This is a genomic window from Bifidobacterium sp. UTCIF-39 (assembly GCF_006408715.1).
Classification (GTDB): Bacteria; Actinomycetota; Actinomycetes; order Actinomycetales; family Bifidobacteriaceae; genus Galliscardovia; species Galliscardovia tissieri.
Genome location: NZ_JEOG01000003.1, coordinates 1 through 24,180, shown reverse-complemented (window position 1 = coordinate 24,180; position 24,180 = coordinate 1). Strand labels below are relative to the sequence as shown.

Sequence of the window (24,180 nt, the reverse complement as noted above, 5' to 3'; positions counted from 1 at the left end):
CAAGGGGGTTTTCACAATACGAACGCATCAACACAAGCGTTCAAAGGCGTGTAGCCATGCCGACTACGGCCGCTGCAACCTCTTATCCGAAGGGCAAACCCCATTACCCCCAAAATCATGTATGACTCTGTCATAAGGGTGCCAAAGCCTTTATTTCACAAGGGCACCCCCATACATGTCCAGCCTGAGTTCAGGGCATCATCGCCCTCACACGCACGGTACAGCACGGCCGTCGGCATCGCAGCGTCATTGCTGTCCGACGGCACGGAGAACGGCTACCAGTCGGTCCTTTTCAGGAGCGGGGTCTGCCGCAACGTCGGCACGGCCGCGCCGGCCTTCGCGGATGTCTGGACACGAGCGGTGAGCTCGATGCTCTCTCCCGGCTGAAGCGTGAACCCCTTGACACCAGCCGTCAGATCGGAGTAGACAGTGACCGTGTCGAACTCGCCGTTCCCGGCCGATGCCCCCGTGAACTTCCAGTCCACAAGTCGTCCGTCGGCGGGTGCGAACAGGTACATCACCGTCGCAATCTCACCGTGCCGTTCGGTGCCGGTCTTCTGGTCCGAGTAGCCGCGGACAAGAGGCGGCAGCGTGGCCGCCTCCTCAGCGGTCATGGTGTTCGTCACCTTCACATGCACGGTGTAGGTACGGGACCCGTCCGTATTCACGGAGGACTCCCTCACTGAGCTCTCACGCTTGAGATACCAGTCGGCCTTGCCCATCGTGCCGTCGTTGAAATACAGGCCGATCTGCGGCTTCGACGGATTGTCCTGCAAGTCGCCGGCCAGCGCGGTGCCGTCAATATACTTTTGGTCGTTCTCGTGCGCGGACCACACCATGAAATGACCGTTGTTCACGGACTCGGTCACGGTCTTCAGCAGCGCGGCATCCCTACCGCTCAGCGACCCGACGATGTGATCGAACGCCTCGCCGGCCACCGCGCCGAAGAACAGATCCTGCGTCTCCTGATCCGGAATATCCATATACACCTGATGCAGCAGCAGCTCCGCGGCATTGTCGCCGGTCACGTCCACACCGGCGGCCGAATGGAACCCACCCGTCACCTTGAGCAGATCTTGCAGGAAATACGGGTCCACGCTGATCACACCGTCCACGTCCTGTCCCTTCTGCTGCTTCCACATGGTGGCGGCGAGCTCGGCGGTACGCGGGAAATCGGGGTCGGCGCTCACGTTCTGCGCATACGTCAGATAATCGTCGCCAAAGAACGACTTCTCCGAATCCGTCATCTGCACCGAGCCTGGCACGGACTTCGACAGGCCTCCATACGGTTCGAAGTCCTGCAACGCGATCCTGCCATGATCCACGGTGAGCACGCCCCACGACGCGGCGATGCCACCCGTGGCGCGCAATTCCGCATTGTTCTGCGCCAGCACGATGTAGGTGCGCACCCCGGCCTCATCCGATCCGTCAGTCGACCCCAAGCCCAGCATCGACGGTGCCGCGTTGGCGATGCGCTGTGCCATGTCCACGGTCTGAGCCAGTGCGACCACCTTCGTCCGGGCCGAATCCAACGCATCCGTCAACTGGGGGATATGCGTGACGGGAATGTTGTTGAGATTGATCGCGGCATCGCCGATCGTCTTGTCCGCCGCCGTCAGATTCTCGGCGGCGGCACCCAGATCGCCCAGTGAAATCGTGCTGTCGTGCACGCTGATCGCATTCAGGGACAGACTGTCCGCGGAATCGGCGAGCTTCGGCACGGCGTTGTTCGACACGTCCTCCATAATCGCCACAGCGTCACGTGCGGCCTTGACATCGGATCCGTAATACGGGATCCACTCCGCCGGCGTCCATACCGCACTGGCAGTATGCCGATACGCGGCGTCAACATGCGCGGAGAAATCGGCAAGCCCCTGCTTCACCGCGGCGGTGTCGCCCGACAATAGACTGTGCTGCGCCGTAGAGGCGGCGGATACCGCCTGATCGATCTCCGACTTGGCCCTGAACGCCGAATACGCGAGCGCGCCGACCCATGCGACGATCATCATCACCACGCTCAGCACGGCAATGAGAATCCTGCGATTACGGCGTCTGCGCTTGATACGACGAATATGCTCGGGGCTCATACGTCGCCGACGACGATGCGGGGACGGCTGGCCGGCGTCGTCATGATGCCCGTTCCGATGCCTTCCCGTTTCCGAACGGGCACCCGTCACATCCGATAGATCAGGTTGCACGATATGGGAGGGCGTGACGTCGATATCCCCGATCGCGCCGCCGTCAAAGCCGGCATTATCGCTGTTGTCGTTGCCATTGAGAGGGCGCTTGTCACTACTACTACTCATCTATACTGCCTCTCGCTAGGAGATCATCGTTGATCAGTCGGACGGTTCCACGGATTCAGCGCATCAGCGCATACTGACGCCAATGGCGAAGTATGTAATGGCCGTCAGTATGACCATCCGATCGCCACTGGCACGTTGTCCGCGATCGTTACGCTCAGTACGCTCCCTTATGCGTCAGCACCACCTGCACGGTCTTGAACAGAATCGTAATATCGCCGGTGATCGACCAGTCCTGCACGTACGACACGTCCAGCTGCTCCGACTCCTCGGCGGTCAGATCACTACGGCCGGAGACCTGCCACGGACCGGTGATGCCGGGCTTGACGAACATGCGCGTGGCGTACAGACGGTTGTAGCGCGCGTACTCCTCGGGCAGCGGCGGGCGCGGTCCCACCAGACTCATGTCGCCCTTGAGCACGTTGAAGAACTGCGGCAGTTCGTCGATGCTCCACTTGCGGATCACATGACCGACCTTGGTGATGCGCGGATCCTTCTTCATCTTGAAGATGAACCGGTCGGAATGTCCGCTTTCCGCGGCCAGCTTCGCCTTGAGTTCGTCGGCGTTCGTGACCATGGAACGGAATTTGATCATACGGAACGGCTTGCCACGCAGACCGATGCGCTTCTGCGTGTAGAACACCGGACCATGGTCGTCGAGCTTGATCGCGATGGCCGTGATGATGGTGATCGGCGACGACAGGATGATGAGCAGCAGCGAGCAGACGATGTCGAACACGCGCTTGATCAGTCGGGTTGCGTATCCATACTGCGGCAGGTGCATGGTCAGCACCGGCATGCCCTGAATGTTGCGGAAGTACATGCGGTGCGCGCCCATGTCGGCGGCGCCGGCGGCGAGCGCGATCTCCACGCCGAGCGATTCCACGGCGAGGGAGAGCACGTTGAACTCCACGGAATCACGGCGGATCACGTCGCAGATGAGAATGGTCTGGATGCCCGACTTCACCGCGGTTTCGCCGATCGACGTACTGTACGGCAGCACGGTCAAGCTCTTGTCGATGTGCACGGTGTCCGGAATCGGCACGGAGACGATCTTATTGGTTTCGGGGTCCACGCCGATCGGGCAGACGCCCACGGTACGATAGTTGAGCTGCGAGCGCTTGTGCAGTCGGTGGAGCGTGCGTTCGATGCACTCGGGTGATCCGACGACGATGGTGGCGTACGAATACATGCCGGTCTTGCGTCGGCGTGTGATGACCACTCGTGCGATGATGCGTTCGATCACGGTGAATACCAAGGTGAGTACGGCGGCCTCGAACAGTACATGCCGCGGAAGGGGGTATTTGAACATGTAGTTGACGGCGCACTGGATGATCACCAGTTTGACCACGCCCTGAACGATCTTGTAGTTCACCTGGAATCCGTCGCCCATGACGTGACGATGGTAGATGCCGGAGCTGTGCAGGCAGCCCACGTATACGACGCCGAACACGACGAACAGGATTCCGGCGAACAGCTGCGTGTGGAAGTTGTCCCCGTACAGCAGATAGGCGAGCGGATCGATGTTGAACATGATCAGGTTCGCGATGACGAGCATGGTGCCGTCGAGAATCATGAGGACGAGATTGACGAAGAACCGCCAATACAGCACGTTCGACATCTGGCGAACACCGGCGTTCAGCGACTCCACATCGGACATGGAGGACATGTCGGCGTCGTCGGACGCGGACGCGTTCCTGGACGCACTCACCGTTTCCGCCTTATCGTTCTCGACGCTCGTACTGGGCTTCGCCGCATCGGATACGTTGGTGCCGTCAGCCGTGTCGCTCACGATTTTCTGCTCCACTCTTCACCCTCTCTTACACGCGCTCTCATTCCGGCGATCCCGTTTTCGACCGGCGCGGAAGCCGGATCACAACCCTCGAATCGTCGTCGGATGCGCCTAACAGCCCGGGTGCGTATCCGACCATCAAGGGGGTATCGCATGCCACGTGCCCTGACCGCGGATGGACAGCAGAACGAAACGCCCATCATATGGCCGACAGGACAGCACAGCCCCCTTATCCTATATCAACGGGTGGGATAACCAAACGGGGGTGTCCATGTTTGCCTACAACTGATCACGGAAATGTAACGAACGCGGAAAACGAACCGGAACCGTTGAAAACCGTGACGTTCCCGCGCATGCAGTCACGTGAATGCGGACGCGTTCGCGCAGTCGTCGGCCAGAGCCCTCATGCCCCGGCATCCCGCGGTCGGATTCCATCACTGACGTCGGGTAACGGTACATTGGTGAGTCATGCCGGTTTATGATTTGGGACTTGAACACGTATCGCTCGCCTTCGCCACCAAAACCATCTTCACCGATGTGACCCAAGGGGTTTTCGAGGGGGATCGCATCGGCATCGTCGGACGGAACGGCGACGGAAAATCCACACTGCTTCATCTGTTCAACGGCACGCAGGAACCGGATTCCGGTCGCGTGACCATTCGCGGCGGACTCACGTTCGGCATGCTTGACCAGCGTGATCCACTCGACGACAACGCCACCGTACGTCAGGCGGCGCTGGAGAACCGCGAGGATTACGAGTGGGCGGCCGATAACACGTCCCGAGAGATCGTGGAGGCGCTGCTCGGTGGCATCTCGTTGGACGCGAAGATCGGTTCGTTGTCCGGCGGCCAGCGTCGCCGCGCCGATCTCGCCCGTCTGCTGCTGCATGATTGGGACATCCTCGCGCTCGACGAGCCAACCAATCATCTGGACGTCGTGACGATCCACTGGCTTGCCGAGCATCTGAAGAACCGCTGGGCCAAGGGCCAGGGCGCGCTGCTGCTTGTGACGCACGACCGCTGGTTCCTCGACGAGGTGTGCGAGTCCATGTGGGAGGTGCACGACGGTGTGATCGAACCGTTCGAGGGCGGATACTCCGCGTATATGCTGCAGCGCGTGGAACGCGATCGTCAGGCCGATGTGCGTGAGACCAAGCGCCGCAATCTCGCCCGTAAGGAGCTCGCCTGGCTGACGCGTGGAGCCCGCGCCCGTTCCACCAAGCAGAAGTTCCATGTGAAGGCCGCACGCGAGCTGATCGCCGACGTGCCGCCGGTGCGCAATACGCTTGAGCTCAAGCAGATGGCCACGTCGCGTCTGGGCAAGCAGGTGGTGGATCTGATCGACGTGACGCAGATCTACACCAAGCCGCAGGGGCTGGCATCCGATGATGTCGCCGTGGGCACCGATGCGAACGCCGGCACCGCCGCGGAGACGACATCGCGCGTGGATGTGGTGCCGTCGATGTACGCCGAACCGCAGGTGCACGGTTCGGTCGAGGTGGCCGTCACCGATCTCGACGATCCGCGACTGATCGATGCCGGTGTACCCGAGGCCATCGCCGCCGCTGCCGCGCACGCCGCCGAAGCCGGCGATCAGGCCGGTGAAGGCATTGGAACGTCTACGGTCGACAACGGTAACGGCACTGGCAACGACGAGAACACCGATACCTCGACTGCCGATGTCACCTCCGCCGCGCACAGGATCACCGTATCCGGTCGTACGATCCTCAACGACGTGACCTGGCTGATCGGTCCCGGCGACCGTTTCGGCATCGTCGGCGCGAACGGTGCCGGCAAGTCCACGCTGCTGAAGATCCTCGACGGCACGATCACGCCCACCGCCGGTCATGTGAACATCGGCAAGACGGTGAAGTTCGCCGTGCTGTCGCAACGACTCGACGAGCTTGAGAAGCTTGGCAAGTACAAGATCAAGGAAGTGCTGTCGCGCTACAAGCCGAGCTACATCGTGGACGGCAAGGAGGTCACGCCCGGCCAGCTCATGGAACGGCTCGGTTTCGAGTCGGCGCAGCTCATGACGCCGATCCGTGACCTCTCCGGCGGCCAGAAGCGACGCATGCAGCTGCTGCTGATCCTGCTCGACGAGCCGAACGTACTGATCATGGACGAGCCGGGCAACGATCTCGACACCGACATGCTCGCCGTGATGGAGGATCTGCTCGACACCTGGCCCGGCACGCTGATCGTGGTCTCGCACGACCGGTATCTGCTGGAGCGCGTGACCGACCAGCAGTTCGCGCTGATCGGCGGCAAGGTCCGGCATCTGCCCGGCGGCGTGCAGGATTATCTGGACATGGTGGAGCAGGCGCAGAAGAGCGGCTGGGATGCCGTGCTGGCGGCGCAGGATGCCGACGTCCGTGGACGCGGACGCGGCGGCAAGGGCAAGAGTGGTTCGGCCGACGGCGGTGCAAATGCTACCGACTCGAACGCCAACGCCGATGCGCAATCTGGCAACGACTCCCCCAAGCTCAGCGGCAAGGAGTTCCACGAGGCGTCCCGTCGCGTCAACGCGATCGAACGCAAGCTCGCCAAGCTCGAGGAGCAGAAAGCGAAGCTCGAGGAGCAGATGGCCGCGCACGATCCCACCGATTTCGAGGGATTGAACAAGCTCAACGAGCAGCTGCAGTCCATCGCCGACGAGAACGACGAACTCGAAATGGAGTGGATGGAGCTCAGCGAAAAGCTCGAGTAGCGATCGGGTAATACCTGCCTTCGCGGGAGAACCCACGAATTCCGGTTCTCCCGCGGAGTCGGTAGACTTGGGGACATTATGGCTGCTTTTACTTCTTTGACCGATAGGCTCTCGGGCGCGTTCAAGCATCTGCGTTCCAAGGGCAAACTGACCGACGCGGACATCGACGGTACGATCCGCGAAATCCGCCGGGCACTGCTCGACGCCGATGTGGCGCTCGACGTGGTGCGTTCCTTCACCTCCCATGTACGCGAGCGCGCGCTGGGTGAGGAGGTCTCCCAGGCGCTTAACCCCGCCCAGCAGGTGGTGAAGATCGTCAATGACGAGCTCACGAAGATTCTGGGCGCCGGCGTCGATCGTCCTCTGAACTTTGCCAAGAACCCACCGACGATCATCATGCTCGCCGGTCTGCAGGGTGCCGGTAAGACCACGCTCGCCGGCAAGCTCGGCTACTGGCTCAAAGATGCCGGCCACACGCCGCTGCTGGTGGCGGCCGATCTTCAGCGTCCGAACGCGGTGACCCAGCTGCAGGTGGTGGGCGAGCGCGCCGGCGTTCCGGTGTATGCGCCGGAGAAGGGCGTGCAGTCCGACGGCGGCGACGATGTGACCGCTCCGGGCCAGACCACCGGCGATCCGGTGAAGGTGGCCCGCGATTCCATTGCGTTGGCCAAGACCAAGCTCTATGACACGGTGATCATCGATACCGCCGGTCGCCTGGGTGTGGATGAGGCGCTGATGAAGCAGGCCCGTGACATCCGCGATGCCGTGCAGCCGAACGAGATCCTGTTCGTGATCGATGCGATGATCGGTCAGGATGCGGTGCAGACCGCCAAGGCGTTCGACGAGGGCGTGGACTTCACGGGCGTGGTGCTGTCGAAGCTCGATGGCGATGCCCGTGGTGGTGCGGCGTTGTCCGTGGCGAGCGTGACAGGCAAGCCGATCCTGTTCGCGTCCAACGGTGAGGGCCTGAAGGACTTCGAGGTGTTCCACCCCGATCGCATGGCTTCACGAATCCTCGACATGGGCGATATCCTCACCCTGATCGAGCAGGCGCAGAAGCAGTTCGACGAGGAGGAGGCCCGCAAGGCCGCCGAGAAGATCTCCGACGGCAGCTTCGGTCTGGATGACTTCCTGGAGCAGTTGCAGCAGGTGCGTCAGCTCGGCCCGATGAAGAACCTGCTCGGCATGATTCCGGGCATGGCACAGCATCGCAAGGAGCTTGAGGCGTTCGACGAGAAGGAAGTGGACCGCACCGAGGCCATCATCCGCTCCATGACGCCGGAGGAGCGTCGCAATCCGAAGATCATCGACGGCTCCCGTCGTGCGCGTATCGCCTACGGTTCGGGTAACACGGTGTCCGCGGTGAATGCGCTGCTGCAGCGGTTCGAGCAGGCGTCCAAGATGATGAAGCGCATGAGCAACGGCTCCCGTGGCATGCCCGGCATGGGCGGTTTCGGGGCCCCCGGCGGCAAGAGCGCTCGCAAGGGCAAGAAAGGCAAGAAGAAGGGCGGCAAGTCCGGCAACCCAATGAAGCGCGAGGCCGAGGAGAAGGCATTGCGCGACCGTCTGAGCGGCAATGGTTCCGGTTCGGGCAAGAGCGGCGGTTCCGCATTCCAGAAGAAGCCGCAGAACCCGGCGCTTCCGGCGGGACTGCAGGACATGCTCGGCGGCAACGGCAACGGACAGCCTGAGCTTCCGCCGAACCTCGGCGGCGGCATCGGCGGTCTCTTCGGTCGCTGATCGTTCATCATTCGTATAATCCTCTTGGGAAGGTTTGCCTTATCGACGCTCCCCAAGGGGATTTTTCAATTCCGTACCGTCATCATCATTCGTGATCGTTCGCCCCATTCGTTTGCCTTATCCATTCGTCCTATCCATTCGAACGATTCGTAAAGACACGGTCGGGAATCGCATCCCATGGCTTTCGTATGCGCAAATCCTCCAAAACCGCTTCGTATAATCGCAAGTCGTACAAGAACGGCCGACCGCGAAAGGCAGCAACGGCAACGACTACAGCAAGGAGACGCTTCGTGCTTTTTTGGATCGTCATCGCGATATTCGCAATATGGATGGCGTTGAAATATCTGCCCGCCGGTTGGGACCAGTACCGTCCGCTGCCCGAGGTGATCGCGCTGATCCCGTTGCTGGTCGTGCCGCTGGTGCTGTTGTTGCCGATCACCGGATTCACCGGCAACTGGCCGCAGTTCTGGGTGACGGTATTGCTGCTGATCGTGCAGGTCGCGTGGCAGATCGGCTATGTCATGCCGATTCCCGCATCCCTGTCTCCGATTCTCGGCGTCCCCGTGCAGAACGTGGCCGCGAGCGCTGAAGTGAACACGGACGCCGACGAGACCGCATCCACGACCGCGACCGATCATCATACGGTCCGTGTGATGACGCTCAATACGCGCTACGGGCGTGCCGACACCGGCACGATCATGCATCTGGTCAAGCGGTACGACATCGATGTGCTCGCCGTGCAGGAGGTGAACACCGGGTTCATCAAGCGTCTCGACATCTCCCATATCGAGGACGAACTGCCCTACCGCGTGCTCGGCGCGGTGCGTGACGACGACAATGCGGGATCGAATGCGCTGTTTCTGCGTCTCAAGCCGGCGATCTTCGGCGATTCGTCGGTGAAGATCCATGCGGCGGCCGCGCCTGTTGCCACGGTGCGGATTGGTGATCAATGCGTCGAGTTCAGTTCCGTGCATCCCAAGTCCCCGCCGCGCAGTGGCAAGGATTGGAGCGACGGCGTGCGCGCTCTCGGACAGTTCGCCCTGCGCGCCGACAGCCGCAATGAGGAGGGGTTCAGCTGCTATGCCGATGATGACGAGTCGGGTAACGCCGTCAACGACGCGCAGGAAACCGCCAGTCTCGTTGATGGTATGACGCTCGACAGCGATCTGCTGGCCGGCATTCCCGCCGAGCTCGCCGATATCATCACCGGCGGCATGATGAACGATTCGTCGTCCGGTTCCGGCACCTCTCCCGTTTCCAAGCCCGCGTCCGACGTGACGGAAACCGCGGTCATCGAACTGCCCGACTTCTCGACTCCGCATCATTCGGCCGTGGTGATGGGTGATACGAACTCGAGCATCTACCACCCCAGTTTCCGCGATGCCCTGCGTCAAGGCACCGGCCTTGCGGATTCGTCGTTCGAACTGCACGCGGGATTCAACACCACGTTCCCGGCGAGCTGGCCCACGTTCCCCTCGCTTATCGAGATCGATCATGTGCTGCATACGGAAGGCATCCGCGCGATCTCGGCGCACGCGCATACCGTGCCGAAGACCGATCACAAGGCCCTGATCGTGGAGCTCGAGGTCCGCTGAGGACAATCAGGACAATCGGTGACGGCCGGTCATGCGTGAGAGTGCACGCCGCCGGCCGCACGTCTGGCGGCGACATCGCTCATATCACGTCGACATGGTCTTCGTCTTCGCGACACGCCGTAAGTTGTCGGGGAGAATGGTTACAATATTTAGGTTATTCGTAAGAGGTGGCGCCCTCTAACTCCGTCTCTTATGAGGAACACGTGGATCGCGGTTTCCGTGCCCCACACGAAACCGACGATGCACACCCCAAATACATAAGGAGAGCCATTTTGGCAACCAAGATTCGTCTGAAGCGCCTGGGCAAGAAGCACTACGCCTTCTACCGTATTGTGATCATGGATTCCCGCAAGGCCCGTGATGGCAAGACCATTGAGGAGATCGGCACCTACGATCCCAACAAGCAGCCCTCGCTCATCCAGATCAAGTCTGACCGCGCTCAGTACTGGCTCGGCGTCGGTGCCCAGCCCACCGAAGCCGTCTTCAAGCTGCTGAACATCACCGGTGACTGGCAGAAGTTCAAGGGTCTGCCGGGCGCCGAGGGCACGCTGAAGGTGGCCGAGGAAGGCCCGGATGCCGAAGCCCGCGTGGCCGCCGCCGCCGATGAGGCCCAGAAGCTGAAGGCCGCCAAGGCCGAAGCTGCTGCCAAGGCCAAGGCTGAGGCCGAAGCTGAAGCTGCCAAGGCCGCTGAAGAGGCCGAGGCTCCGGCTGAGGAAGCCGCCGAGGAGAAGGCTGAGTAATCATGCTTGCCGAAGCCGTCGAACACCTGATTAAGAACATCGTTGATTTCCCGGACGACGTTTCCGTGAAGTCCCACGAGAACAACCGCGGCGAGCTGCTTCGCGTGCGGGTGAACCCGGAGGATATCGGACGCGTCATCGGACGTGGCGGTCGCACCGCTAACGCCATTCGCACCGTGGTGCAGGCGCTGTCCGATCATAAGGTTCGGGTCGACATCATGGATGTCCGCTGAGCGATGGCTGAACAGCATAACGACCCTCAGCAGCGTGAGCTGCTGAGGGTTTGCCGTATCGGGCGCGCTCAGGGACTGAAGGGCGAAGTCAACGTCCGCGTCTTCACCGACGAACCGGAGGAGCGTTTCGCTCCCGGTTCCGTGCTGCTGACCGCTGATGGCCGTGAGTTCACGGTCGCACGGTCGCGTAAATTCAAGGAACGCTGGATCGTGTTGTTCAAGGACGTCACCGACCGTAATGCGTCGGAGGCGTTGAACGGCACCGATCTGTATGTGGAACCCGTATATTCCGACGATGATGAGGACGGATTCTACATGGAGGATCTCATCGGCCTCGAGGCTCGCATCTACGAATCCGCCGATGACGAGACCGAGAGGAACGCCGCCGATGCCGATGACACTGCATACGTCGTGGCCGGCAAGGTGTCCGATGTGATCGACGGACCGGCACAGGATCTGTTGCAGATCACCGAACCCAGCGGTGCCGAGTCGTTGATCCCCTTCGTGGAGGAGATCGTGCCGGAAGTGGATCTGGAGGAGGGCTATCTCGTCCTCACTCCCCCAAACGGCCTGCTGCAGGATCGCTGATCAGCGCATACAGCATCGACGACGCCGGTCGTCGGTTTCGGTTCTTTCCCGGATCGAAACCGACGACCGGCGTCCTTGCGTTCTATACGTATTCCGGTATTCCGTATCGAACCGTAAGCCATTCCCCGTTCCGTCTCCCCAATAAAACGGAACGTACTTGCAGTGGCGTATTCCAGCACGGTCCGCATTCATTGCATAACTGAGCGCAACCGCAGTAGCATAACCGCGGTGATTAGCTTATCTGCGGGTCCGTCACGACATCGATATCAATCCGCAGCGGGAACATCGCTCCACTGCGGATTCGCTACGACAACGATACGGACCCGCAGCGCAGGGTCCTGCTCACTGCGGGTTGATCCTAATCGACTACCAAACCCGCAACACAGACCTGTTACCACTGCGGGTTCGTCACAGCGACAGTGCAAACCCGCAACGCAGCCGACTCAGTACGTACGTCAACCAGCAATCAGCAAACGCGGGGATTGACGGGACGACGATATTGCACGAGCACACCACACCTCGATCGTGGTGATCCGCAGCGTCCACAGTCCGTATCAGTCCGCGTAATCCGACCAACCGCGGCACCTGATCACCGCCCGGTGTTGGCGTCCACGAATCGACGAATGCTACACGATGCGAATGCGTATGGACACGGATACGTTGAAAGGAATTCGACTGCAAACGGTAGGCTTGCCTATTATGCGTATCGACATCGTTTCCGTGTTTCCCGAGTACTTCGACGTGCTCAAACTCAGTCTGCTCGGCAAGGCCCAAGACAAGGGACTGCTCAGCGTCACCGCCCATAATCTGCGCGACTGGACGCACGACGTGCATCATTCCGTCGACGACACCCCGGTCGGCGGCGGTGCCGGCATGGTGATGAAACCCGAAATCTGGGCGCAGTGCCTCGACGACATCATGGGTCTTGCGCCCGTGTCGTTCGGCGACGACGACCAGCCCGTGCAGTCCCGCGATTTCCGTCTGATCGACGCTGGCGATTCGACGGATGCCGTGGATGCGGCTGATACGGAGGCAACCGCAGACGTCACCGAAAACATCGCCGGTGCCAACGCTACGACTTCCTCAGCGGAGGAGACGGGCATACTCACACCGAACGATTCCACCGCCTCCCCCAAGCCGATCCTGATCTTCCCCAATCCGTCGGCACCGCTGTTCACGCAGACCGATGCCACCGAACTGTCCCGCGCCGACCATCTGGTGTTCGGCTGCGGGCGCTACGAGGGCATCGACGCACGCGTACCGGAATACTATGCACGACAGGGCGTGGAGGTGCGTGAATACTCGATCGGCGACTACGTGCTCAACGGCGGCGAGGTGGCCGTATCCGCCATGATCGAGGCGATCGTGCGTCTGGTGCCCGGTTTCATGGGCAATCCGGAATCGATCGTCGAGGAATCGTACACAGGAGACCCGCTGCTCGAGCATCGCCAGTTCACCAAGCCGGCCACATGGCGTGGCATCGCCGTGGATCCTGTACTCACCAGCGGCGATCACGGCAAGGTGGACCGGTTCCGCCGCGACGAGGCCATGGAACGCACCACGCGCATCCGCCCCGATCTGGTGGAGGAACTCGACTGCAAGGCGCTGAGCAAGGCCGACCGCAAGACGCTCATGGCCTTGGGCTGGGAGGTCTCCGGGCAGCATCCGCGGCGTAAATAGCGCGGGCGGCCCGGAGCGCGGCTCGGAACTCGGCCCAATGCGGCTTCCGTCACTCCATCTCGTCGACGGATTCCTCGAGCACGCTTTCGAAGTAGAACACCGCGGTCTCGCCATACGTGCGTTCCTGCGTGATCTCCCACCCCTCGGGGGCCGTGGGGGCGTCGGAGCGCACGGATCGTTCCAGCATGATCACGCCCTGCTCGTCCACCATGTCGTTCGTGGTCAGATCACGCAGCAGCGCATTGCAATCATCGGTGCCGAACGCATACGGCGGATCGATGAACACCAGATCGAACGGCTCATTATTGGCACCGGCAGCGGCGAACTTCTCCGCCTTCGCCTTGATCACGCGGGCGGACATGTCCGGCTCCCACGCACGCGACTGCCTGAGACGGCCGAACGACTTACCCAGCATCGCGGACGCCGGACCGGCCGATTCCACCGCGACCAGTGATTTCGCGCCACGGGACAGCGCCTCGATGCCGAGCGCGCCCGTACCGGCGAACAGATCGAGCACTCGCGCATCGTCGAGTGCGCCGATCGACATGAGATGCGAAAAAATCGCCTCCTTGGCGCGGTCGGTGGTAGGTCGGGTGCCAGTCTTCGGCGCGGTGATCTCAAAACCCTTGAATCGTCCAGCAATAATACGCATATATCTCATTGTATGCACGCCCACCGCCCCCACCCCCGGCCAATACGACCCCGGCACACCACCCCTCACACCCTCATCGCACTCCCTGTTACGTGGGCCGTGACACGGGCCGTGCACGGCCCACGTAACACAATACATAAACCCCTTATTTTTCAACGTTTTCTGCACATCGTTACGCGGGCCGTGCGCGGCCCACGTAACACCAAGCGCGGCCCACGTAACGGGGAGGGGAGCGCGGACGGGGAGGAAGGGGATGGTGAGGGAAGACGGGAACGCGGACGCGATGTGGGGGCATCGTTTCGCGTCCTTACGCGCTATGTGCTTGCGCTATGTGCTGGTGATGAACTGCTCGTTGCCGCGCGTGAAATCGAGCACGGCTCCGGCCAGTTCCGTGGCCCCGGCAAGCGTCGGATCGGATTCCAACAGTTCACGCGCCTGTTCGCGGGCCGCACCGATCATATCCGCATCCTTGACCACGCGCAGCAGTTTCAGCGACGACCGCCCGCCCGACTGCGCGTCGCCCAGCACATCACCGGCACCGCGCAATTCCAGATCGGCCTGGGCTATTTCAGCGCCATCGGTGGATGTGCGGATCACCTCAAGCCGTTGCGCCGCGATCGAATCCGGCTCGGCGCGCGAGATCAGGAACGCCCAACTGTTCGTGCCGCCTCGGCCCACACGACCACGCAACTGATGCAACTGCGACAGGCCAAAACGGTCGGCATCGAAGATCACGATGCAACTGGCCTGCGGCACGTCAACACCGACCTCGATCACCGTGGTCGCCACCAGCACCGGAGTCTCACCCGACGCGAACCCCTCCATCACCTCGCGCTTGGACTCATCATCATGACGACCGGTGAGCGTGGCGATACGGATGCCGGCGAACTGCGGCAGCTCGACCAGACGACGGGAGATCTCCTCCACCGAATGCAGCGGCGGCTTCTCCACAGCCTCCTCATCATCCGCCAGTTCGTCGAACGGGTTCTCGATATACGTGGCGTATTCCTCACCGCGGGATTTACGGGAACCGCGAGCGCTGCGCGATGACGATGAACCCCGCGAGCCCGAACCAGAACCAGAACCGCGTGAACCGCCGTCGCCACCGGATCGTTTCGCCCCGGATTTCACCGCAACGCCAGCAGCCCCGCCGGAAACACCACCGATCTCACCGGAATCGGATCCGACATCATCAGCATCCGCATCCTCATCAATACGTGGGCAGACGATATACGCCCGCTCCCCCGCGTCCACACGCGCTCGGATATGCGCGAACATGCGGCCCATGGTGTGGCTGTCGGACTCGGGTACGACGATCGTGCGGATCGGCTTGCGCCCGCCGGGCAGTTCCGTCAGCCACGAGATGTCAAGATCGCCGAACCATGTCATGGCGGCGGTGCGCGGAATGGGCGTGGCCGTCATGACCAGCAGATGCGGCGCCTTCTCCGACTTGCGTCGCAATGTCTCACGCTGTTCCACGCCGAACCGGTGCTGTTCGTCGATCACGGCGAGCGCCAGATTCGGCGCCTGGAAGTTCTTGGAGAATGCGGCATGCGTCGCCACTACAATGCACGGGTCACCGCTTGCGGCCTTCGCCAGCACACGACGGCGTTGCGCCAGCTTCATGCCACCCGTAAGCAGCAGCACCGGAACGCCCTGCTTGCCGACCATGCGGCCGATGCTGCCGTAATGCTGTTCGGCCAACACCTGTGTGGGGGCGACCAACACCGCCTGGTGTCCGGCATCCACGGCCTGCAGCATCGCAGCCACGGCCACCACGGTCTTGCCGGAGCCGACCTCGCCCTGCAACAGTCGCTGCATCGGCGACGGTTTGTCCATGTCGGCGGCGATATCGTCGATCACCTGCTGCTGACCGTTGGTCAATGAGAACGGCAGCGAGGCGATGAACCGCTGTTTGAACGAATCGTCGGGATCGTGCGGCTCCTCGCACGCGTACGCCTCGATGCCGTCGCTCTGCCGCCGCGCCTTGAGCAGTGCGGTCTGCGAGACGAACGCCTCCTCGAATCGCAGTGTTCGAATGCCATCATGGAACTGTTTGACGGAATCGGGATTATGAATGGCGCAGAATGCCTCGGCCCGATGCATCAGTCGGTTGCGGTCGCGTACGTTTTCGGGGAGAACGTCGGGAATGGCGTGGACCAGCGCGGCTGGCATGATCGGCGGTGCCATGGTCTCATCGCCGCCGTTTGTCGTACCGTCGCCCGCGCCGCCGGCAACGGTTCCGACGACCGTAGGGTCCTCGGCCAGCAGCCTCATGAATCCAAGAATCGTCTCATGAATATGGTCGGACGATATGCGCGAACTCGCATGATACACCGGCTGCGGTCGGGATACCTTGGTCAGCGCGGCCTCCACGGAATCGATCTCCGCGGGCATGCCGTCGGGAGTCCGTACCACCACCACATCCGGATGGGTGAATTGCAGATTGTTGTTGAATACGCTCGGATCGCCCGACACCACGATCACCGAGCCGGGGCGCAGACGTGAGGCCATCCAGTCGCCGTATCCACGATTATGCGAGAAGAACGTCAGGCGTACGGTTCCGGGCGCGCTGCCGTATTCGTAGGAGAAGTCGGCGTCGTCAAGTATCGATTCCACGCGTCCGCCGGATCGTCCGTTCATCGGCGGCACCACGCGGGTCTGTCGTACGGTGGCCACGAAGGCGGCCTTCACGCCAACGGTGATGCGCCGGATCGGCGTCACCGGCACGGGATCGGACACGCGGAACGGATAGTAGGCAAGCGCGTCGCGGACGGTGAGCACGCCCAGTGATTTCAACGCTCCGACACGCCGTCTGTTCGTCATCAACGACGATACTGCGGAGTCCAAAGCGATAGTCATACGCCCTATTTGTACCCATTCGTATCGACGACCGATCACAACCGCTACAATACGGCGGTCCGATCGCGGCAATCCAGGGGTTATAGACCAAAAAGTGTGTCTATTTTGGCATGAAGGCCTATACCCATAACCATCCGGTGCTTGTTCGACATACGCGTGCGTCCGATGAGCACGGAACATCTTCCCCGATACTTTTTTGTCGTATGCGTGCGTCCAATGAACATCGTGTCTCGTCCTACGTACTCATTGGTCACACACATGCGTCATATGAGCACGGGAGCTTCTCCCCCGGTGCTTGTTCGACGTACGCATACGTCCGATAGGCACCACCCCGGTTACGATAGCGATGATCGAGGATCATATACGCTGGCGCTTCACAATACGGCATGTGCAAGTATCACAACCAGACCACCAGACACACATTTTGGCCTATAACCCATATAACCCGAATAACATCACACAAACACAGCCAAACAAAAAGGCTCCGGAATCGCTTCCGGAGCCTTACGCTACTATGCGTACCGCAAATCAGGCGGCGCGCTGGACCTTGCCGGCCTTCAGGCAGGAGGTGCACACGCGCAGGCGAACGTTCTCGCCTTCGACGGTGGTGCGAACCGACTGCAGGTTCGGCAGGAAGCGACGCTTGTTACGGATATGCGAGTGAGAAACGGTGTAACCGACCTGCGGGCCCTTGCCGCAGACTGCACAACGAGCTGCCATGTTTGACTCCTCTAACTTACTGCTTGTTCAAGTCTTTCCCGTGTCCCCGTCGGGAAGCAACCCGGCCTGAACACACAACTTCACGATCTTACAGCGAAATACGAGATATTGCAAGTATGACGGGTATCATACCGTGGATATTGTGTGCCGACCGAAGTGCTGTCCGCAAACCGGACGCCCTAGGCGTCAACACGCCATCAGTCGCGCAACCGCACGACGACCGCTTTCCACCGCTCTAGCCAAGCCGCATCATCAGCGGCGCGACGATCGTCGCGAAAAGCGTCAGTGCGCCGAACACGATGATTCCCGGATTGCCAAGCGCCACACTCACCCGATTGCGTGGAGCCAGTTCCCGTGGCGACTGCTGGAAGTACGCGATCCTGCGACGGATGGCATTGACGATGAACACCGTGCCCACGACGACCAGTATCAGAACACACGCTATGTACACCAGATATCCCACCAACGCGGGCCCGCTCTGAGCGAAGGCGTGCGACATGCGCTGCACATCACCGGACGTCAGATCGTCCATGGCCTTGTCGGTGACGTTGTCGGACAGCAAGGGCGCCACCACGCCACCGAAGAAGTTCACCGTGGCGTGCAATGCAATCGTGTACCGCAATCGTCCGGTACGCACATACACATAGGCCCACAGCAAACCCCAGCCGAACGTGTAGAAGAACTGGTACAGGTTGGAGTGCATCAGTCCGAACAGCAGGGCCGACGACAGCACGGCGATCTTCTCCCCGTAGATGCGGATGCTGTCGATGATGCACCGGCGGAATACGAACTCCTCGGCAAGCGGCGCAAGTACGACGAATGTAAGGAACTGCGCCGCGATATCGGCGGGACCGGTGCTGGAGGTCACCGAGTCCAGAATATTGTTGAACTTGCCGCCCGACAGCAGATCCGCCGACCATGATCCGAACAGTCCGCCGACGAACATGATCGGATAGCCCATGACCAGAACCATCAGCCAGTCCTTGACGCCGAAACTCGCGCCGGGGTCGGGAGTGCGTGGCTGTGGCGGATATTTGGGAACGGTGAACGCAACGATCAGGCACAGCGGCAATGCGAACCCATACTGGATGACGTCCGACAACAGCAATGACAGCCATTCCATGCTGTCGATCGAACCCGCGGACGGATTGATCGCATGCAACGCGGAATCCCCTACGGATTTCATCACCATGGCGAGGATTTCGTTGGCGAGCATCCAGACGAGTAGCGTCCATCCCACGCGGGAGAACGCCTTGCGGGCCGTACGCAGATTCACTTCCGGATAGTGCACGAGTCCGTTGAGGATAGGCCCGCCCGGCATGGGCGACCCGTTGGGTACACCAGACCCGTTGGGTGCGCCGAACCTGTTCGGCGGCCATCCTGCGGAGACCGGCATGGCTGACGGCGATTGATACGACGGCGCGGTCTGGGCCTGCTGCGGCACAGGCTGCTGCGGCACAGGTGCGGATTGCTGCGGTACAGGCTGTTGCGGCACAAACCGCTGCGGTGCGGATTGCTGCGACGGCTGAGTTTGCGGATAGCGTGGGTCGCTCATCGCCACCCCCTCCCTACGACTAAGAACCACCTTTCTCCCACCGTAGCACTTGCACGCCGCGTCGCCCATCAATTCATCGTGCGTTCATGTTCTTCGTGGTATTGGCCACCGAAACGGCCCTTACCATGAAGGTTGGTTATCGCACAGCCCGTGCGGCATGGCAGTGCCGCAGTCGCGACAGCGAAAGAGAGGATCACACCATGACCGGACCCACCGCCAACGCGAGTGCCTCTTCACCCATCTTCCCGGACAACGCCGATCATGCCACCGCGGTCAAGGGGCAGGACGCCCCTCAGGCGCTCGGCAACGGCGAATTCCCCGTACCGCCCAATGGCAAGCTCACCTCGCGTGAAAAGAAGTGGATCGTCTACGACGTCGGCAATTCCGCATTCGTGCTGCTGAGCACCGCCGTGATCCCGATCTACGCGAAGTCGCTGATGCCCGCCGACGGCAACATCGTGTCGGCATGGGGATACGCGCAGACGATCGCCTCGCTGGTGATCGCACTGCTCATGCCGCTGCTCGGTTCGATCGCCGACGTGCAGGGCATGAAGATCAAGTTCTTCCTTGGATTCTTCGGCACGGGCGTAGTGATGTGCTGCGCTATGGCGTTACCGCTCATCTGGCTGCCGTTCCTTATTATCTATGTGCTCGCCACGATCGGCCTGAACGGTTCGCTCACGTTCTACGATTCCATGCTGATCGACACGACGAGCAACGACCGCATGGACAAGGTCTCCTCCCATGGCTACGGCTGGGGATACGTGGGCTCCACGGTCCCGTTCATCGTCTGCATTGCACTGATCTTCGGCGGTCCGACCCTGTTCGGCTGGTCGACGACGGCGTGCACGCGCGCATCATTCGTGATCACCGCCGTCTGGTGGGTGGCGTTCACGATCCCGCTGCTGACCAGCTACCGTCAGGAGCACTACCGTGCCACGCGCGAGCATACGCGTGAGGCCGTGCGCGGCACGTTCACCGAACTCGCCGGCACGCTGGGCAAGCTCGTGCAGAACAAGTCGCTGTGGATGTTCATGGTCGCGTTCTTCTTCTACATCGACGCCGTGAACACGGTGATCTCGATGAGCACGTCGTACGGCACCCAGCTCGGCATCGATTCGACGCAGCTGGTAATCGCACTGCTGGTCACGCAGTTCGTCGCGTTCCCGTGCGCGATCATCTACGGCCGTCTGGCGGGCCGTTTCGGCTGCAAGCCGATGATCATGGTCGCCGTCGTGGCCTACATGGGCATCGTGTTCTTCGCCACGTTCTTCCTGAAGGAAGCCCTCGAATTCTGGATCCTCGCGATCCTCGTCGGCATGTTCCAAGGCGGCATTCAGGCGCTGTCACGCTCGTACTACGGCAAGATCATTCCCAAGGAACATGCCAACGAATACTACGGACTGTACGATATCTTCGGCAAGACGGCGAGTATTCTCGGCACGTTCCTGGTGGCGACGACCACGACGCTGACCGGTAACGCGTCGCTCGGCGTGCTGTCCATCGCGATCCTGCTGGTCGTCGCGCTGGTATTCCTCACGTTGCAGAAGGACCCGACACGGCAGTAAACCCGTGGAACGATGAGCCGCAAATTCGTTGCTTAAAATCGGACTTATGCAGAACGACAGCAAACGGCCCGAAACCCAGCCCGGCTCAGGACGCAGGCCATGGTTCGACCGTCGCGATCCCGGAGACCGTCCGGATCGTTCGTGGATCGCATGGCATTGGAAGGGCGTTGTCGCCGCACTGTGCGCGATCGGACTGGCCGTGATGTCATATTTTTGGATCTGGCTGCCGAACCGGCCTGTTGACATCAGCCATACGCAGTATGTGATCAAGACCGGCGACAAGTTCACTCATCGTCAGATCGACGATGCGATCGGCGTGATGCTGGATCGCAAATGGACGAATTGGCACGGTTGCGTGATCTACAAGATCACCTATGACGAGGCATGGTCCGATCAGTATCTCGCGTCCGAACATCAGATGACCGTCGACCACCCCGGTTCCAGTTCCTCCATATCGATGGCGATCGATCAGTACGGCGCGGATCGTGTAGTCATATTCCAGACCGATTTTCAGTGCAGCGGCGCCGGCAACACCATGAGTATGGGTACGAGTCGGCAATCCGGATGGATGGACACCTACGTCTATGATCCTGACTCGTACGACGCCGAACGCGGCTGGATGTATATCGACAGCGGTTACTGACGCTGCCCTCGCCTCGTGTTCGACCACCGTTCAAGTAGCCAGTGGGAAGTGAACGCGGAAACGGCGACGGCCATGCCGACTGGTACAAAGAACGTGATCGGCGCTTCGGTGAGCTCCATGACCAGGCACATAGCCATCAGTGGTGCCTGCTGCGACGCCGACAGCAACGCAGCCGCGCCGATCAGCGCGCAGGCGGTCACCGAATCGATCGGACAGACCAGCAGCCATGGCAACGCCAGCATGGCGCCCATCGTGGCGCCTAAGGCGATTCCCGGCTGCAGCACACCACCGGATGCGCCGGAGCGGATCGTCAGCAACGTGACAATCGCCTTGGCCACGAACGACACCGCCAACAGTCCAAGCATCGGCCAGAAATACTGCCGCAGATCACCGCCGATGCTCATGTCGAATCCAAGCAGATTCCACGGGGACGCGCCGGCCGAGGACGTGGACAGCACGGCGCCGGAATCGTTGCCGATGAACGTGCTGAATCCCAACTGCGCGTCGGCTCTACCATTGCCCATCACCTGCGGCACCCACAATGCCACCGCACCGGTGATCACACCGGCCAACGGCATCTGCCACATCAGCGCCTTGCCGGTTGGCTTATGCGACTCGGCCCACTGCGACCCCTTACGGAACAGTGCGCCCGCCACACCGCACACCGCGCCGCACAGCAGTGCGAACAGCATGAGCGTAGGCGTCTCTCCCGGCTGCATGGCGGTGATGTCATAGAACGTGTGATGTCCCTTGATCAGCGTGGCCACAAACGCCGCCACTGCCGACGACCCCAATCCGAACGCCACGTTCTCCACGGTGATGTCGGCCAGCAGAATCTCCACGGCGAAGAACATGCCGGCAAGCGGCGCATCGTAGACGCCACCAAGACCCGCACCTGCGGCCACCGCGACCACCAGACGTCGGTCAAGATCCTGCAGATGGAAGATATCGCAGAATCGTTGGGCGAGCATGGCGCCGAGTTCGCGCGGAGCCACCTCACGCCCGATCGACGCGCCCGATCCGACGATGAAGATCTGCAGCACCACATGCAGCAGCGTCTGCCACCACGGCATGCGTTCACCATCGACGGCCTTCTTGACCGACGGCACTGTAGTGGTTTTGGTGCGTAGCAGATACCAGATCACCGCGGCGATCGACAATCCGACCGTGACCGATACCGCGCGACGCCAGCCCGGCACAATGAACGGACCGGGCATGGACGAGCCTTCGATGTATCCGAGCATCACATGCTCCACACCGTACAGCAGCAACGTCAATAGTCCTGCGCCCACGCCGATTACCGCGCCGAGCACGATTACGGCCGCCGTCAGCCATCCGATTCGCTTCCAGTCAGTGACTGTGCCGGCAGTGGCCTTGCCGTTGGTTCCGTCATTCGTGTGTACCGTCGCCGTATTGGTTGCCGTGGTTCCGGAGTCCGTGATTTCAGACGTCGTCTTCCGATTCGTATCCTGCCGCATACGGATATATCCTCACACCGATCATGCGTAAACTGCCGTTCCATACCATACTCAGCGTCCGGACCATGAGCGGCTCAGATCACTCGGAAAGAGTCCTGCGGTAGTCGCTTGTCCTTACTGCAACGGCAGGATCACCGTGGGCGAGCCGATCGGCAGATCCTCCACGACAGTCAGATGGCCGGTTTTGTCCGAATGAAACATCGTCAGATGATCCTGGGTCTCATTCGCAGCGATCAGGTATCGTCCGATTGCGCACAAATGGCGGGGACGCCCCTCGCCGCTGGATACGCTTTCCCGGCGGGTCAGCGTCCGCCCGTCCCATGCCAATGCGACGATGCGATCGGATCCACGCAATCCAACGTAGGCCATGCCCTCATATCCATTGGCACTCGGAATGAAGGCGAGCGATGCCGCCTGATCGGCCGGTTCCGCGTCAAGATCGATCGTCTGTAGAATACGTAGATCATTGGCATCCAGCACCGTGACCGTGCGTCCCCATTCGTTGACGACGGCCACACGCCATTCGTCGAAATGATTTGACTCGGATGCAACCGGCAGCAGATGCATATCCCGCGGTCCGGTGCCCGGTGCCAGACGCACCATGCCGGTACGCACCAGTTCGCCGTTCATCCAGCGATGAACATAGATGCGATCGGCGCCAAGATCCGTGGACAGCACGCGGCCGTCCGGCAACGGCAGGATCCAGTGGGCGTGTGGTCCTTCCTGCGCTGGCAATGGACCATGCCCTTCATCGGGATCGCCCGGCAACGTCTGTGATACATCGCCGAGACTGCCATCGGTATTGATGGGAAATACGCTGATCGATCCGCTCACATAGTTTGCGGTGATCGCATGGGCGTTCCCCTGATCGTCAGTGGCGACGGCCACATGTGTGGGCCCGTCTCCTGGTACCGCCACATGTGAGACCAGAGTCAGACGGCACGAATCATGGTCATCGTCAATACGTAGTGCCGCCAGTCCTCGGCTATTTTCCAATACCGCGTAGACCACGACGGTGCCGCCCACACGATACCGTTCCAGCCATGATGGCGACGGAACATCGGATAGTAGACGCTGATGGTGCAGAGAAGCTACGCCATCGTCAGTGATGTGCGCTGTGCACAGCTCGATTCCCCTGCCATGCGATCCCTGCAAGGATCCGTACCCGCCGATCAACAGATCGATATCAGATGTCTGTAATGTTTGTGCCATAGTTGTCAGTGTATGACATAATCATATGCAATCATGCGTTTTCGACCGTGGTACATTCGATCATTGTTGGGTGAGAATCAGGGAGAATAAGAGGAGGTCCGGCGGCTGTT

The 24,180-nt window shown here is 61.1% G+C and carries 17 protein-coding genes; 9 read left to right on the top strand and 8 right to left on the bottom strand.

Features of this window, described 5'->3' with window-relative positions:
* Window positions 1-275: 275 nt before the first annotated feature.
* Together EP30_RS02090 and EP30_RS02085 are read right to left on the bottom strand one after the other, a co-directional pair.
* Window positions 276-2,306 carry a DUF4012 domain-containing protein gene (locus tag EP30_RS02090; RefSeq protein WP_140555749.1) on the bottom strand — a complete coding sequence of 677 codons (2,031 nt, stop codon included), beginning with the start codon at window positions 2,304-2,306 and terminating at the stop codon, window positions 276-278.
* Between the two features lie 154 nt (window positions 2,307-2,460).
* Window positions 2,461-4,095, bottom strand: a complete 1,635-nt coding sequence (locus EP30_RS02085) for a sugar transferase (protein WP_258185314.1) — start codon at window positions 4,093-4,095, stop codon at window positions 2,461-2,463.
* Between the two features lie 468 nt (window positions 4,096-4,563).
* On the opposite strand from EP30_RS02085, the gene EP30_RS02080 reads away from it, so the two are divergent.
* From EP30_RS02080 to trmD, 7 genes are all read left to right on the top strand, one after another.
* On the top strand, window positions 4,564-6,804 hold the full coding sequence (locus EP30_RS02080; protein ID WP_140555747.1) for an ABC-F family ATP-binding cassette domain-containing protein: 2,241 nt from the start codon (window positions 4,564-4,566) through the stop codon (window positions 6,802-6,804).
* Between the two features lie 78 nt (window positions 6,805-6,882).
* Complete coding sequence (ffh, locus tag EP30_RS02075) at window positions 6,883-8,544, top strand: signal recognition particle protein (RefSeq protein ID WP_140555745.1); 1,662 nt, start codon at window positions 6,883-6,885, stop codon at window positions 8,542-8,544.
* Between the two features lie 290 nt (window positions 8,545-8,834).
* A complete protein-coding gene (locus EP30_RS02070) occupies window positions 8,835-10,139 on the top strand; it encodes an endonuclease/exonuclease/phosphatase family protein (protein ID WP_181160748.1) in 1,305 nt (434 codons plus the stop codon).
* A gap of 272 nt (window positions 10,140-10,411) precedes the next feature.
* On the top strand, window positions 10,412-10,879 hold the full coding sequence (gene rpsP, locus EP30_RS02065) for a 30S ribosomal protein S16 (RefSeq protein WP_094661756.1): 468 nt from the start codon (window positions 10,412-10,414) through the stop codon (window positions 10,877-10,879).
* A 2-nt stretch (window positions 10,880-10,881) separates the two neighbouring features.
* A complete protein-coding gene (locus tag EP30_RS02060) occupies window positions 10,882-11,112 on the top strand; it encodes an RNA-binding protein (RefSeq protein WP_093960891.1) in 231 nt (76 codons plus the stop codon).
* A 3-nt stretch (window positions 11,113-11,115) separates the two neighbouring features.
* Window positions 11,116-11,700 carry a ribosome maturation factor RimM gene (rimM, locus tag EP30_RS02055; protein WP_094661757.1) on the top strand — a complete coding sequence of 195 codons (585 nt, stop codon included), beginning with the start codon at window positions 11,116-11,118 and terminating at the stop codon, window positions 11,698-11,700.
* Between the two features lie 699 nt (window positions 11,701-12,399).
* Window positions 12,400-13,380: a tRNA (guanosine(37)-N1)-methyltransferase TrmD gene (trmD, locus tag EP30_RS02050; protein WP_140555740.1), complete on the top strand. Its 981-nt coding sequence runs from the start codon at window positions 12,400-12,402 to the stop codon at window positions 13,378-13,380.
* A 49-nt stretch (window positions 13,381-13,429) separates the two neighbouring features.
* Here the strand turns inward: trmD and rsmD are convergent, their stop codons facing one another.
* The 4 genes from rsmD to EP30_RS02030 form a co-directional block, all read right to left on the bottom strand.
* Complete coding sequence (gene rsmD / locus EP30_RS02045) at window positions 13,430-14,032, bottom strand: 16S rRNA (guanine(966)-N(2))-methyltransferase RsmD (protein ID WP_094661759.1); 603 nt, start codon at window positions 14,030-14,032, stop codon at window positions 13,430-13,432.
* Window positions 14,033-14,359: 327 nt separating this feature from the next.
* A complete protein-coding gene (locus tag EP30_RS02040) occupies window positions 14,360-16,894 on the bottom strand; it encodes an ATP-dependent DNA helicase RecG (RefSeq protein ID WP_140555738.1) in 2,535 nt (844 codons plus the stop codon).
* A gap of 528 nt (window positions 16,895-17,422) precedes the next feature.
* Window positions 17,423-17,614 (bottom strand): 50S ribosomal protein L28, encoded by a 192-nt coding sequence (rpmB, locus tag EP30_RS02035; protein WP_093960881.1) that lies wholly within the window; start codon window positions 17,612-17,614, stop codon window positions 17,423-17,425.
* A gap of 235 nt (window positions 17,615-17,849) precedes the next feature.
* Window positions 17,850-19,169: a CPBP family intramembrane glutamic endopeptidase gene (locus EP30_RS02030; protein WP_181160747.1), complete on the bottom strand. Its 1,320-nt coding sequence runs from the start codon at window positions 19,167-19,169 to the stop codon at window positions 17,850-17,852.
* A gap of 200 nt (window positions 19,170-19,369) precedes the next feature.
* Here EP30_RS02030 and EP30_RS02025 point away from each other — a divergent pair, with 200 nt between their 5' ends.
* A complete protein-coding gene (locus EP30_RS02025; protein WP_140555733.1) occupies window positions 19,370-20,737 on the top strand; it encodes an MFS transporter in 1,368 nt (455 codons plus the stop codon).
* A gap of 46 nt (window positions 20,738-20,783) precedes the next feature.
* Window positions 20,784-21,380, top strand: a complete 597-nt coding sequence (locus tag EP30_RS02020; RefSeq protein WP_094661762.1) for a hypothetical protein — start codon at window positions 20,784-20,786, stop codon at window positions 21,378-21,380.
* Here the strand turns inward: EP30_RS02020 and EP30_RS02015 are convergent.
* On the bottom strand, window positions 21,374-22,858 hold the full coding sequence (locus tag EP30_RS02015; RefSeq protein WP_140555731.1) for a chloride channel protein: 1,485 nt from the start codon (window positions 22,856-22,858) through the stop codon (window positions 21,374-21,376). The two genes, EP30_RS02020 and EP30_RS02015, sit on opposite strands and share 7 nt — an antisense overlap.
* A 114-nt stretch (window positions 22,859-22,972) precedes the next feature.
* Complete coding sequence (locus tag EP30_RS02010; protein ID WP_140555728.1) at window positions 22,973-24,070, bottom strand: beta-propeller fold lactonase family protein; 1,098 nt, start codon at window positions 24,068-24,070, stop codon at window positions 22,973-22,975.
* Between the last annotated feature and the right edge of the window lie 110 nt (window positions 24,071-24,180).

Excerpts from the sequence above, each read along its gene's own strand:
- EP30_RS02015 (WP_140555731.1), bottom strand. The coding sequence starts at position 22,858 with ATGCGGCAGGATACGAATCGGAAGACGACGTCTGAAATCACGGACTCC.
- EP30_RS02080 (WP_140555747.1), top strand. The coding sequence starts at position 4,564 with ATGCCGGTTTATGATTTGGGACTTGAACACGTATCGCTCGCCTTCGCC.
- EP30_RS02030 (WP_181160747.1), bottom strand. The coding sequence starts at position 19,169 with ATGAGCGACCCACGCTATCCGCAAACTCAGCCGTCGCAGCAATCCGCA.
- rimM (WP_094661757.1), top strand. The coding sequence starts at position 11,116 with ATGGCTGAACAGCATAACGACCCTCAGCAGCGTGAGCTGCTGAGGGTT.
- EP30_RS02060 (WP_093960891.1), top strand. The coding sequence starts at position 10,882 with ATGCTTGCCGAAGCCGTCGAACACCTGATTAAGAACATCGTTGATTTC.
- rpmB (WP_093960881.1), bottom strand. The coding sequence starts at position 17,614 with ATGGCAGCTCGTTGTGCAGTCTGCGGCAAGGGCCCGCAGGTCGGTTAC.
- EP30_RS02040 (WP_140555738.1), bottom strand. The coding sequence starts at position 16,894 with ATGACTATCGCTTTGGACTCCGCAGTATCGTCGTTGATGACGAACAGA.
- EP30_RS02090 (WP_140555749.1), bottom strand. The coding sequence starts at position 2,306 with ATGAGTAGTAGTAGTGACAAGCGCCCTCTCAATGGCAACGACAACAGC.
- EP30_RS02025 (WP_140555733.1), top strand. The coding sequence starts at position 19,370 with ATGACCGGACCCACCGCCAACGCGAGTGCCTCTTCACCCATCTTCCCG.
- EP30_RS02010 (WP_140555728.1), bottom strand. The coding sequence starts at position 24,070 with ATGGCACAAACATTACAGACATCTGATATCGATCTGTTGATCGGCGGG.
- rsmD (WP_094661759.1), bottom strand. The coding sequence starts at position 14,032 with ATGCGTATTATTGCTGGACGATTCAAGGGTTTTGAGATCACCGCGCCG.
- ffh (WP_140555745.1), top strand. The coding sequence starts at position 6,883 with ATGGCTGCTTTTACTTCTTTGACCGATAGGCTCTCGGGCGCGTTCAAG.
- EP30_RS02020 (WP_094661762.1), top strand. The coding sequence starts at position 20,784 with ATGCAGAACGACAGCAAACGGCCCGAAACCCAGCCCGGCTCAGGACGC.
- trmD (WP_140555740.1), top strand. The coding sequence starts at position 12,400 with ATGCGTATCGACATCGTTTCCGTGTTTCCCGAGTACTTCGACGTGCTC.